The 13,374-nt window shown below is 44.1% G+C and carries 11 protein-coding genes; 1 reads left to right on the top strand and 10 read right to left on the bottom strand.

Annotated features, from left to right (window positions below):
• Positions 1-197: 197 nt before the first annotated feature.
• The 9 genes from ABCW45_RS01450 to ABCW45_RS01490 all read right to left on the bottom strand — a co-directional run bounded on the left by ABCW45_RS01450 (position 198) and on the right by ABCW45_RS01490 (position 10,398).
• Positions 198-1,100 carry a single-stranded DNA-binding protein gene (locus ABCW45_RS01450; protein WP_215630857.1) on the bottom strand — a complete coding sequence of 301 codons (903 nt, stop codon included), beginning with the start codon at positions 1,098-1,100 and terminating at the stop codon, positions 198-200.
• Between the two features lie 165 nt (positions 1,101-1,265).
• On the bottom strand, positions 1,266-2,114 hold the full coding sequence (locus ABCW45_RS01455) for a replication initiation protein (RefSeq protein ID WP_215630856.1): 849 nt from the start codon (positions 2,112-2,114) through the stop codon (positions 1,266-1,268).
• Positions 2,115-2,267: 153 nt separating this feature from the next.
• Complete coding sequence (locus ABCW45_RS01460; RefSeq protein WP_215704215.1) at positions 2,268-3,068, bottom strand: mechanosensitive ion channel family protein; 801 nt, start codon at positions 3,066-3,068, stop codon at positions 2,268-2,270.
• Positions 3,056-4,627 (bottom strand): hypothetical protein, encoded by a 1,572-nt coding sequence (locus ABCW45_RS01465; RefSeq protein ID WP_343220093.1) that lies wholly within the window; start codon positions 4,625-4,627, stop codon positions 3,056-3,058. Before ABCW45_RS01465 ends, ABCW45_RS01460 begins: the two co-directional genes overlap by 13 nt.
• A gap of 10 nt (positions 4,628-4,637) precedes the next feature.
• Positions 4,638-5,288 (bottom strand): hypothetical protein, encoded by a 651-nt coding sequence (locus ABCW45_RS01470; protein ID WP_215704213.1) that lies wholly within the window; start codon positions 5,286-5,288, stop codon positions 4,638-4,640.
• A 101-nt stretch (positions 5,289-5,389) separates the two neighbouring features.
• Positions 5,390-5,539, bottom strand: a complete 150-nt coding sequence (locus tag ABCW45_RS01475; RefSeq protein ID WP_215704212.1) for a hypothetical protein — start codon at positions 5,537-5,539, stop codon at positions 5,390-5,392.
• A gap of 41 nt (positions 5,540-5,580) precedes the next feature.
• Positions 5,581-6,126 carry a hypothetical protein gene (locus ABCW45_RS01480; protein ID WP_343220094.1) on the bottom strand — a complete coding sequence of 182 codons (546 nt, stop codon included), beginning with the start codon at positions 6,124-6,126 and terminating at the stop codon, positions 5,581-5,583.
• Positions 6,127-6,281: 155 nt separating this feature from the next.
• Complete coding sequence (locus tag ABCW45_RS01485; protein ID WP_343220095.1) at positions 6,282-9,074, bottom strand: ATP-dependent helicase; 2,793 nt, start codon at positions 9,072-9,074, stop codon at positions 6,282-6,284.
• 31 nt (positions 9,075-9,105) lie between these two features.
• Complete coding sequence (locus ABCW45_RS01490) at positions 9,106-10,398, bottom strand: hypothetical protein (protein ID WP_215630850.1); 1,293 nt, start codon at positions 10,396-10,398, stop codon at positions 9,106-9,108.
• A gap of 153 nt (positions 10,399-10,551) precedes the next feature.
• Between ABCW45_RS01490 and ABCW45_RS01495 the strand changes: the two genes are divergently transcribed.
• Positions 10,552-12,684 (top strand): ATP-dependent helicase, encoded by a 2,133-nt coding sequence (locus ABCW45_RS01495; RefSeq protein ID WP_343220096.1) that lies wholly within the window; start codon positions 10,552-10,554, stop codon positions 12,682-12,684.
• Between the two features lie 54 nt (positions 12,685-12,738).
• On the opposite strand, the gene ABCW45_RS01500 is transcribed toward ABCW45_RS01495, so the two are convergent.
• On the bottom strand, positions 12,739-13,344 hold the full coding sequence (locus ABCW45_RS01500) for a hypothetical protein (protein WP_343220097.1): 606 nt from the start codon (positions 13,342-13,344) through the stop codon (positions 12,739-12,741).
• Positions 13,345-13,374 lie beyond the last annotated feature (30 nt).

A 13,374-nucleotide genomic window follows, 5' to 3' on the forward strand; every position in this document is an offset into this window, starting at 1 on the left:
TCAACAAAAATTCCGCTATATAAAATCTTGATTTTATCCAAATAGTCATTTGGATGCATTTCTTTACCATTGCAGACAATGACAGTGAAAAATACGCATAATTAATGATACTTGTTTTTGGTTAATAGTCACAAAATGAAAACTGATTTTTATGTGTACATGAGGTTATAAATTGCGTATCGTGCGTCAACAAAATCTTATTCGTCAACGTCCACGTCATCTGCATCAAGATTATCATCTTCTCCAAAAATTTCTGCTCTGGCCAGTTTTCCTTCCTCGATCGCCCGCTGCTGCTTAATCTCTTCGATTTCTTCCATCGTCTTACATCCTGTCAGATATTCCGTTGAATACGGCACAATCTCGGTTGCGGTATCTTTATACTGATATGTCTCTCCGCAAGTCGGGCACTGATGATTTTTCAAGTATTCCCTCGTCTGAATCGCTCCATCCACAAACACCATGCCACCTTCCTGAATTGCCAAAACATCATTATCTGCTACTACACCATATGATTTTACAAATGGGAAATCGTGTTTATTCGTTTCTTGATCTTCCTTGATGCGGTATTTTCTCATAACATCCAACTGATAGTTTGCAATACGCTGCCCTTTATCCGTAATAAACAAGGTGGGTGGAGTGCAGACTTTGCCGATAATGGTTACTCGGTTTGAAATTTCAGCATTCCGTCGCATTTCCCGATTGGATTCTTCCGGCGCTAATGATTCACATTCTTTTTTCATGTAAATTGGATTCACAAAGGTCATGGTAGCTGGTATGGCTTCCGGTGCCCCACAATGTGGACACTTTAAGGTCAGCGTATAATTGACAGTAGCCAAGGTACCGCGCATCAAAATCACATCTCCCGTCTTCCACGCGCTGATTGCCTTCATCATTTTTTCATTCTGACTCAGAATAATTGGCAGGTCGATACGGATACGTTTGTCCACAGCTCCAAAATCCCTAATACCGCGCAATACAGACAATATACCAATGGTACGGACAAGTTTTCTGTTCGGATCATGCACGTCGCTTGTATTATACAGGAGTTTGGGAGATTCCATAACGGTGCCATAAAGCGTTACTTCATTATGTCTTGCCATAAGTTATATAGCGGTTCCCGGATTTTCCAGTCCCGCCGTTCCTCCTTATTTTTTCTTCTGTGCCAATTATGGAAACTTTTTTTATGAAAGTTGCAAAAATATTAGCATTCTCACACGCATGGGGCAACCTACAAATTTGTATGTGCGAAAGCACAACCAAAATCATTATGTGAAAATCACATCATGATAACATTGGCGTGACATATCATACTCACGCATTTCCATCCACTCCTCATCATACTGCTTCTTATTTTCTTCTGTCTCAGCCATCCCGTTCCAGGTGAGAAATTCTTCCATTTCCAGTGTTGCCGGGAATGCCTTTACGGAAAAGGCAAGGCTGGTTACTTTACGGCCTTTTTTATTTTCCGTAAACGTTACGTTGATATCTGTTTTTTCATTAATTATCTGAATGGCCGGAGCCAAATAGTTGCGTTTTAAATGCTTGTAATCACACGTTTTGCTGGCACCTACGAGACAGATCAACTCTTCCAGACTGTAATTGAATGACTCCATGTTTCGATATCGGCAAAAAAATGGGTACAGCGTAACCGCCGCAGAAGTTTTTAACCGATTCAGGTATTTCAGTTTCACCACGGTAAATGTTTTTTCCAATTCCTTTCCAAAATAATGTCCAATGTCCGAATTAAACCGAACCTTCAGGGAATCTGCATCATAATCCGCATATACAGTCTGCAGCCATGCCATGCTGAGAAATTTTTTTCCTGAATCTGCACTGACTTTGAAAGGAATAGTCAGTCCGGTTACTGCATCGGAAAGAAACTTCATTACACGGGCAAAGTTGTTGTTTTTATCATGATGATACCCAAGTGCTTTGCAAAGCTCAGAAATGTTCATTTCTACTGTTTCAAAACAGCCTGGTGTCATAGCGTTGCACTTCCAGATAATATAAAGCAAAGCTTTTGTTTCTATCGGACTGAGATTGCCAGTCAGTGGCAGGATTCCGTATTTTGCAATCGTATTCGCAGTAAATAGCTTAAACTCATCGTTGTACATATAGCCTCCTAGATGCCTGTGCTGTTATTGGATCGACTGTTACAATTATGGCGAATTTCCTTGTCAAGTTGGTTACTGTCTAAATCCCAAAAAATCCCCGGCAATTTGCCGGGGATATGGAAGCAATACTGTTATGTCTGCGGATAACAATTTTTACCGTGCGATAGAAACATGCGGATATGGGATTTCGATTCGTTCCTTTGTAAACTCACGGATAATCCTGAGCCGTATGTTGCTGGCAGCTCGAAAACTTTCATCCACAGTTTCTGTCCAGATGGTTGTCTTGATTACGCATCCAGAATCATTCATCGAAGAAAGCAACACGGATATTTCTTTCTCTCCATTTCCCTTGCTTTTATCAACCACGGCAGGTTCTGCCAGAACAGCTTCTTTGACAACCTGAATTGCCCGTTCAAGGTCTGCTTCATAAGCGACTGATATTTCCAGAAATGTTCCGATCACATTACCATCGAAATTGCTGTTTCGCAGCACCTGTTTATTCACCACACTGTTTGGAACCAAAACACGGCTTCCGTCATATGCACGGATTACGGTATGACGCATTGTGATGTTTTCCACGATTCCGGCAATTCCCATGTTCTCAAGAACGATTCGTTCGCCGACATCAAACGGTTTTGCAAAACTTAAAACCATGCCGGCAATAACATCCGCCAATACCGCTTGTGCTGCAAAACCGATCACGGCTACCATGAGGCTTGCACTCTGAAACAGAGTTAAGGTCAGTTCTCGTGTAATCGAAAACTGCATTCCAAAAACCAAGATTGTCAAAACCACGAGTATTCCTTTAGCACATGATATAAAGAAGCGGACATGGAGGGATTTTTTACGCTGAATCAGAATTTCTCCGATCAAATCTGCCAAATACCAACACGAAAGCGCGATCAGTACAATGATTACGCTGCGTAATGCCACATTTTCCATCACTGTCTGCATTGTAACGCCTCCTCGCTCTGCTCTTCCTCGTCCTCGTCCTCATCCTCATCCTGTATCTTCCGAATCTCAGGAATCCAGTCTTCTGTATATGGTTTTAATAGCCCATATGGCACATACTCCTGCAGCGCAGAATTACACGCCAAGGCCATATCAATCAGGTAAATGTCATCGCTTCCATCTGGATTGGTTCCGTTCAGCATAACATCTAACGACCACTGCCCTTTCAGGTCAAGGTTCGGAAGTATTGCTTCAATTTTACGCGCCACCTTATCTTTATATATTTCATATTTTTCCATTAAAGTGTGTTCATACGCACTGTATGTAACATAGTCATGGATTTTATCCGGATTGCGAAAATCATCTTCCATGGAAAACCGCCGTTTCATCGTTTCCTGGTCCCAGTACGGCGCAATTCCAAGGACGCGCTTTTCTGTTGCGTCAATGAAGACGCGCATTTCCAAACGAAGCGGTAAGCCCAAGTAAATCTCCGGAAGTTTTTCTTTGGGCTCAATATACTCACGCACCGCCCATTCCACAGTAGTCTGCATACCATAGATAGACGGCTGGCAAAGCGGGCCGGCCATTGCTGCCCCTCGGGAATGGTTGTACAGTAAATACTCTCCAAGTTCATGCACTTCCTTTGCCCCAGATACTTTTGCGTTCCGGAAATCAAATTTGGACGAACATGTTCCAGTGCGTACGAAATACGTTTTGTTTTCATCCAGTCCAAATACCCTGTAACAGTAATCATCCACAATTTTCAATGTGGTTGGCGTATGTGTTCCATAATCCAGTCTGGTAAGCTGAAGCAATGTAAGCGGAACTTTGATCATGGTGGTTGCCGGGATCTTGAAGTAATCCTGTTTTTTTACTGCTTCAACCAGTGCTGGGAGCCAATATCCCATAGAATTTGGATTTTTGTCGATCATGGCATACATCAGACCATCCAGATCCAGAAGATCAAGCCCGGAACGAAATCGGTCATATGCCTGCTTGCGCGCAGTCCGTGAACGTTTCTGCGACTGAGAATCCATGTACATGGACAGTAACATCCTGCCATTTACACCTTCTTCTGTATTACAGTCTTTTTTCATTAAATTACCGGTGCAGGCAGGCCGAAATGCTGCAGGTACAGCCATTACCTCCTCTTTTGTAACCATTTCATGATCCGGCAATGCAAGTGGGTTGAGGGTAGAGATGTTTTCTCCATCATAACGATATACCGGAGTCAGCGCGATCAACTCTTCCACGATTCTGCAAACCAATTCATCCAATGCTTCCGGCGTTTCACGGTTCATAACTGCCGCCGCCTGTTTTGCATTCGGTACTCCGTCGTAAGAATAGTCATTATCGTCAATCACTTCCTTGCGGTAAGCTTTTTCAAATGCATCCAGCGCTTCTGGCGTTGTTTTTAAAAAATCTACCAGGGCATCTTTTCCTGTTTTGGATTCACCTTTTTCAGCTGAAAGAACTTTATCAGCCGTCTGTACAAATCCTGACATCCACGCTGACATTCTGTTCAGCGGCGATGTCGCTTGTTTTTTCACTTTCTTTTCCATTTTTTTCTCCTTATTGTTCGAGTTTTGCCATACATGCTTCGATACCGGCATGATCCGGATAGAAAAACTTATGGCTTTTGTGATAATAGCGGATGATCTGCTGCAATTCAGATGCATATTCCATCCAATACTGATAAGCAGTTTGTACGTAATCGGAACCGTTGTGATACTGAGCTTTGATTTCTTTCGTCGGGATCGTCCACCAGATCATGTCGACGGCATACATTTCGGTAACATGGCAAAAATCACACCAGGCTTTAAAGCGATCGTTCACGTGAAAGGTCTGCTCATTGTGCAGATAATCGACAATCGCATCACCCAGGTAGGAAACCGGCCAGAGCACTTCGTAATCGTCAAATATACCGCTGATATCATAAGCACGGGCTTTCTGAAGCTCATCGAATGTGCATCCCTCCTGGATATCGGCCCATACAATATGCCCTCTATCCTGCGCCCAGCATAACTGTCCGCCAAAAGCAGTTTTAAGCATATTGGCGAAATAATAACAGTATCCGGCGGAAAATAGATGATCAATTTGCTCCCCGGATTTCCCGTCTCGGTCAGGGAAATTTGTAATTTCATCAATGAATTTGATAACCTTAAGATTTACCTCTCCCTGAAATTTTTCTGTATTGGTGTACCATTCTAATAAGTGTCCCATATTTTTCTCCTTTGTTAAAACAGCGAGAGTTCTTTGGACCGTGTCACGTCACAATCCAAGTCTCTCACATGTTTACATTCTGTACTCATATTATTTTTTCGTTACAAATTATCTGTATTGATCCAATATCCTGCTGTCTTCATTTCCTCATAACTATCGAAACCATGCTGCAATGCGACAATATCCAGATAATCCTCCAGCGGCATCGCACCCATGTTGGTATTCACAATCTTTTCTGCACTTTCGCCCATAAGATTCTCCTTTGCTTTTCTGCAAATTGCCGTCTTTTTTGTTACTGCACTACCGTAAAATCAGTCGGTATAAATTTCGATGGCCAGCGATAATGTCCATCACTCCAAAAAGTACGCGAGCCGACGCAGCGCTTCTGAATTGTTACCGTATCACCGGCGTGGACCACTCCGTTGCCATAATTTTGATCAGCAACGAAACTGATCCATGTAAATAATGGCAGTGCATTCAGTTTTTCTCTGCTTTTCCGATATTTTCTTACTTGCTCTGCATATTCCTTGCATTTTTCGCGCCAGGCGAGTGCGGTTTTATTTTCTGTCTGACTTAAGCATTTCAGAATACCAACCGGGCAACGCGCTTCTGGTCCCATGGTTTCATCCATATCTTTATAAGCAAAGTTGTAATAATCCCGCTGGTTAGTCTGCGTTAAAAAGATGACTGCATAAACATCCTGCTCTGCCTCCGGAATCGTTTCAAATTCATCGTTGTGTCCAGTGCGTCTTAACAGGGGCCGGATTGCCGCATAGTATGTAGCTCCGACCATGCTGGACTTGACCACGGCGAAATGCCCCGCATTCAGTCCTTCCAACCAGTACGCATCACATTCCCGCTTCCGGTCCACTCTGCCTGATTTTGTGTAATACTGTGCATGATAACTTGTCCATCCCATATGTTTTCTCCTTTTTTGTATATTGTAAAACAGCCCCGTCTACGCATCTGCATGAACGGGGCGTTGTTTGGAAGTTACGCTGTTTTCTTTTTTCGACTCTTTTTTGCAGCCTCTTTTTCTGCTTTACGTTTTTCCGCTTCATGGTCAACCGGATCATAGGTTTCTCCAAGAATCTGGTAAACTTCACGCAGAAACTGATTCTGCTCATAACCGGTTTCTTTTGTACCATAGGCAATGTACTGCCCGGTTACAGTCAGGGAATCCCTGGCTCTTGTCATTGAAACGAAAAGAAGTCTTCTGGTTTCCTCTAAACGTTTCTTGGAATTCCGGCTGTTTTTGTGCAGGTACTCGGAATCGTATTTTGAAACACTGTTAAACACATATTTCCATTCCAATCCTTTGGAAGAATGTGCGGTGACCAGGGTGACCCCCTCGTATTTTTGTTCCATTCGCTTTTCTTCCTTTTCGCCGTAACGCTTAAAATCGCGGATATACTCCAGTTCACTCTGCAGATCCTCATTGGCGTATACCAGATCAAGGAAATGAGCGTAAATTTCATCGTCACCTTTGATATCATCAAGCATCTGGTGGAAGATTACACGCTGCACATCAAATGGCAGGTCCTCCATGGATTCAAAGGAATCCTTCAGCTGTTCTACTGCCTCTGTTACGGCATCATCATCCATATCCGCAATCAGATCGCCATCATGCTGTGCAACCAGATAGTCAAAATAACACTTAGTCGCGTCGGGTTCATAGAATGCCATGGCTAACGAAAGCGCCGCCTTTACACGGCTGTTTTCCATTAAACGCAGTGGATTTTTCATTACCCACGGGATGCGGTTTTTGGAAAGAGCTGCGGACATTTCGCTGATCTCATTTTTTGTGAACGCGATAAACGCAATCTCTTCCGGTTGCACACCGCTATCAATCAGTTCTCCGATCTGATCCGCGATCCACGCGTATTCATCCTGCTTCTTAAAGAAGCCCTTGACTCTGGTGCTACCGCCATTCCCTCTTGTGGAAACCATGGTTTTATCCACTTTTTCCGTATTGAGGTCATTGACCGCATTGGAAAGCTCCACGACTTCCTCGCAGCTTCTGCGATTCTCTGTCAGAAACAATTCCGTACCGCTTACACCCATTTTCGTAAAGAAATGGATAATATTATCCGGCGATGTATTGCGGAAAGAGTAAATGGACTGAGCGTCATCGCCAACCACCATAAGACTCTTAAATGACGGGCAGGCGCAAAGACGTTTGATCTTGTCAAGCTGGCCATCATTACTGTCCTGAAATTCATCCACCACGATATGCTCAAAACCGTAGCGTTCCTCCAGGTAATCCGGGTGTGCATCCAGGAACTTGTTGGCAAGCGGTTCCTGATCAGCAAACTGTACCAGGTTATCTTTCTTAAGTTCCTCGTTATACCGTTTACACAGTGCCAGAATATCACGAAGCTGATTGGTATCAAGACTGCTGATATAACCGGAGTCTATGATGGCATGCTGCAGGTTGTTCACCGACGCGGGATCATCCGGGTCAAGGTTCTCCGCTTTAATCACTTCAATCACCTTGGATACGCAGGCGAGCGCCCCGTGGTCCATGGTATAGTTCAAATAATCAAGTCCAGGAATCTCTTTCTCTTCCAGCAGTCTTGTGATCGTAACGTAATTGCGCACGCGATCAATAACATTAGGCATGGCTGTAAAGCCAAGCTCTGCGTAATTTTCCTTCACGATCTGGAAATCAAAGCTGTTGAATGTCATGGCCTGAATGTCATCCGTCCCGATATTTAAACCTCTTGCCGATGCTTTCTTGGCAAGGCGCTCCTTCATTTCCGTAGCGCCCGCCTCCGTAAAAGTGATAAAAAGCATCTTATGCGGGTCGGTCCCGGCTTCAAACATCCTGGCTCCGCGCTCAGTCATGCATTCGGTTTTTCCGGTTCCGGCGCCTGCGTTGACCTTGCAGTAACCTTCCCGGAAATCGATCACCCGCTGCTGTGCATCGGATGGCACGATTTTCCCTTGTTTGCCTGACAATGTTTTTTCTTCGTACTTCTCTGGGAGCTTCTGCCAGAAACACTGCGTATACATCTTGCAGTATCGGCAATTATCTTCTCCGCACATATCAGAGCCCTCTGTGTAAGTCTCCAATTGATCACGGAACATTTCATCATTCGGGGTATCTCCCATGGTATCACTCCATACTTCTTCAAGCGTTACCACATTGCCTCCGTTTCCGGAAAAGAAATCCATGTCCGAAAGCGTATCAGCTGTATCTGTGGTTTTACGCATGAAATAGTAGGAAGCCTTCACCTTCCAGATTTTTCCTGCCGGCACGAGCGTGCGTGCATAGCGGAGCAGGAAATATAACTCCAGACAGTTATTGACGGATGCATCCTGTTTGCGCCCTTTCTGGGTAACTGTCGGTTTGCCAAGACGGTACAGCACCACTTCCACGCTGTCCTGTTCGAAAAATGCTGCGTCCGGGAATACCGTCACCTGGTATTCTCCCTCCACAATATGCTTTGGACCGACAAAGGTTGCTTGGCGCTTCTCAGAATTTGCCGCGCGCAGGAATAGTTTACAAAGGCGTTCTGCCTTAGCTTTTCTCTGTTCCGGCAGAAGCATCTGCTCGTCATCAAGTCCTTCTTCCACAAGGCCCATAAACTCGCCCGGTTTATATTTTCCGGCAAGGTAGCCTTTCATCAGATCCTTCATCAGGATCGCTTCATCAAAGTTGGATTCCTTTACAGTATCCAGAATGCCGTTCAGACCATCATAATTACGAAGCACCTTACAACGATCTGCACCACGGAATTCCGAACTTCTCTTTTCTATATAGCCATTTTCATTTTTTCTCATGCCGTTCTCCTTTGATCATTCAGGTTCCCGCTTACGCGGAAACCTTGATTACATACTCCACGCTGTCCTGGCAGTCCTGATAGACAATGACCTCATCCATCATGAATCCAGAATATCTGGACTCCGCCCAGGTGCATAATGCATCCGGCGCAATGGATTTCAGTTTTTCCCAGCACAGACCGCTGTCCAATCCAAGATGCCCGTCATAATAAGTGCCGTCTTTTCCGACCGCAACCTTGCAGACTAAAAGCAGACCATAACTCTGTCCACCGCTTGTCCACTTCGCTCCGACTCTGGATGTATATCCCAAGGACTTGATAGCATCCGGTGCGAAATAGGAACCATATCCGTATGCCTTACCGGTGAGGACAGTATCTTTCGGCGGGCGGTTCTTGATGCCTGTTGTCAGGATAGACCAGACGTTTTCATGCTTAGTGCCGTGGAATAAATATTTAATTCCATTTTCCATGGTCAGATCATTTGCTTTAGCAAATTCTTCCAGGTCATGTTCCGTTGCGTGGTTGCATACTTTAAATGCCTCGATATACTTTCCTGCATTCCCGGTCAAAATCTGTTTTAAATAGTCTTCCTCTTCATCGGTTACCGGGCGCATTTCAATACCATTGGCATCCAGGATTGTTTTTTCATCCTTGTGATCCATGCGATTTTCACGTACCTGGGAAACCATGATGTCGAACAGATCCTGCTCGTCTACCAGGATGCCCGCGAAATCCTGTTTGTGCTTCGCAAGATGCAGAGAGAGCTTGTCCATTCGTCTTGGAATGGCAGTATAAAGCAGCTTTAACTTGTTATTAAATTCTGCTACGCTCATATGATCCTGTCCCGCCACGAGATCTTTGATTGTCTGTTCGCCAAGCGCGATCATTTCATCTGAAATGTCATCAACCTTGACGGTATATGACTGTTCAAAGATGTGCTTTGCGAATGCAAGCAACTCATTCACAAAAGCCTGGGTTTTAGCATCCGGGATTTCTGCAAATGAACCATCCTGTACACCGCCATTCCGTTTGGTAACCTCGATCTTGTCCATTTTTTTAGTTTTGATCGGCATGTATCCCTTACGGATTTTAGCGGCATACACGTTGTCCCAGTCCTCAATCGGAAAGATCTGGCTGGTCGGTTTATATCGCCCGATTGTGATACCTACTCTTCCAGTTGTGATTTTCATGGAACCATTTTTCAAGTTTTCCATGATAAAAAACTCATTGTGCCCACGTCCGGTTGCGGTTTCTTTGACATACGCCATTTCCACATACTCACGCGGGATCTCTTTCTTTTCTTCATTTTTCAGTAAATCTTCCATGATATCCTCCTTCATGTCTTGTGATTCTTTCAGAGAAATTATGGGATTTGATGAATCAATATAGTGAATGGCGTGAAATATCGCAATTTACCATATCCGCAGCATTTCGCTCCATGCACGAACGCAAATGCGGGGTTATAATAAGGTCAATGAATGAAACACAAAGGGGAAATAATGATGTTCCAGAAAAATTTAGCTCAGGAAGAAGCTGTTCAGACTCATAACGGTCCGGTATTATTGGTAAGCTGCCCAGGCAGTGGCAAAACTACAACTATGCTCCGCCGTATCAATTCCATGATCACGTCCGGAATTCAGGCGAGTTCTATTGTGATGGTAACATTCACAGATGCTGCTGCGCAGGAAATGAAAGCCCGTTATATCAAAGAATATGGCGAATGTTGCGTCGCATTTTGTACAATACACTCCATGTGCCTTCGCATTTTAAAAGAATATTCTGACGTGCCTGTCAACGTTATACCTGCGGAAATTCAATATGGATTGCTCAGACAGTGCTTTCGTAAAATCCGCGTACCATACCGAAACGCGGAAATGCTCAAGGGTGCATTTACAGATATTAGCGCCTGCGCCAACAGCGGTTATGAACCAAGCATGTTTCATCCGGCTTCCGTTGATAAGAACATTTTTCCGGCGCTCTTTGCGGCATATCAGGAAGCAAAACGCGAAGCCGGATACCTTGATTTTGACGATATGCTCTGCGTATGCAGAGATCTGCTTCGCTCCAACAGCACCGTTCTGACCACATTGCAGAAACGGTATCCCTATCTTTTATGCGACGAGTACCAGGACACTAACTTGGTACAGAAGGATATCTTATACATGCTTGCCGGTGATACTGCAAATCTCTGTGTGGTCGGAGATGACGATCAGTCCATTTATGGATTTCGCGGCGCTACACCTGGAATCATGCTGGATTTTGAAAAAGATTTCCAGGATGCAAAAGTTATTTCCATGGATACCAATTACCGATCCAGACCGGAGATCATTGAAAAAGCCAGAAACCTTATCGGGCATAATAAAGAACGTTTCCGAAAAGACATTAAGGCTGCACGGGATGGACATGGTGATGTGATTGTCAAAACATTAAAAATACGCAGCGAGGAGCTTTCATGGATCGCTGCAAAAGTCAAATCCATGATTTCTGATGGCATTTCCGCACGCGATATCGCTGTTCTGGCGCGAACCAATCTCCAGTTGGAAGATCTTGCATGTGCCTTTGACATTTTACAGATTCCCTATACGGCCGGTGAGTCCATACATGATGACTATGAACATTTTATTTTCCGTGACCTTATCTCCTATCTGACTTTGATGGAGGGAAACTGGGATAAAGAATGCTTTTTACGGATTCTGAACCGTCCGGTCAGATGGTTGAAGGAATCATTATTTTCCACTCTTGACGGGTTTGATGAAAAAGCCATGATTCAGCTTGCTATGCTTCATAAGCCTTATGAAAAAAAAGCCGTGGAAGAGGTCAGGCGATTATATAAAATACTGTGTGGTTCCCGTCAGTGTCCCCTTGTTGATATAATAAAAATTATCTGTAACGAATGCTGTTACCGCGCTTTTTTATGTGATTATGCAGACAGTATCGGCATGGAACCTGGCGTGTTTTTTAGTAAACTGGATTTCTTTTTACGCGAAGCTGTGAAATATCGTTCCGTCAGCGAATGGATGGAAGCAGCTAAACGACATGTTGCCGCACACCGCAGGAAATTAAGTGAAAAGGATGATAATGCCGTTACCCTCGCTACCATGCATCGTTCCAAGGGGCTTGAATGGGAACATGTGTTTATTTTGGATTGCTGCCAGAATATTATGCCTGGTAAAAATCCAGCAACCGCACAAGATAAAAATGGTTCTGAAAAATCAGCGTCTGAGATTGAGGAGGAGCGTCGTCTGTTCTACGTGGCCATGACGCGTGCAAGAGAATCCCTGTATCTATGTAATTACGCATATCGCGAGAAGAAAAGCAGACAATCCGGTGAAAATCCAGGATTTACTGGTGTTGCTCCTTCCATCTTTTTAGCGGAAATGCAGGAAGATCTGGAAGCGAAGAAAAAGAAAATAGAGTTGGATGAGAAAAACAGAAAAGAAAGTGTATGCGCGATCCATGATGCGTTTCTCGAAGGCTCTCCAGCCACATTTGCAACCGGCATGGAAGTGCATCATTCTGAATTTGGCACTGGCACCGTTATACGCAAAACTCCTGCATTTGTAATCATCAATTTTGGTAATGAAAGCAAAATGTTTTTTCTGAATCTGTAATCCTCTCCTATCAAACAAAAACTCCCGGGTTGTCCTGGGAGTTTTTGTTACTGCTTATTTTCTTGATAGAAATTCTGTCCATGCCTGTTTCCATGGATCACTGCCCGTAAATTCGGTACCATCCTTATCAGCAGTCTGTACGGATTCTGCATAAACAATGATTTCATAATCCTGTACATCCGCCGCAGTCTGAAACGTCGTCTTTACCTTCTTAAATAAAGCATCTGTCGTTTTACCCGCAGCCACCGGTTCTGTATAGTAATAGTATCCTCCTAACTCCGCATCATCGGGCTCCTCGATATATGTCCAATGCTCCGGTAAATGATCCGCGTAGCTTTCCGCCGAAAAAAAGCTACTACCATCCGGGGATAATTCCGAAACATCTGCAACGTTTGAGTCTGAAAATGCTACATACACGCGTACATAGCACGGAACTGTCCCGGTATTTTTCACTTCCACATTTTTTTTGTATGTATTTTCTCCGGTGTTCATTTCTTTTGGCGGAGTAAAATCTTCTTTGATGGTAATTGTATTATATCCGACTGAGAGCTGGTTATTTACGATGCTTTTTGCCCGGAAGAGTGCTGCCGTTCCGCCGACGGCGGTCAGACAGATCATTGCAGCAAAACCAGTCAGAATCATTCTTTTTGATCGTCTCATACGCCAATCCGTGCGCGGTCATCTTTAACC

It is taken from the genome of Pilosibacter fragilis (genome assembly GCF_032490495.1).
GTDB classification, from domain to species: domain Bacteria; phylum Bacillota; class Clostridia; order Lachnospirales; family Lachnospiraceae; genus Pilosibacter; species Pilosibacter fragilis.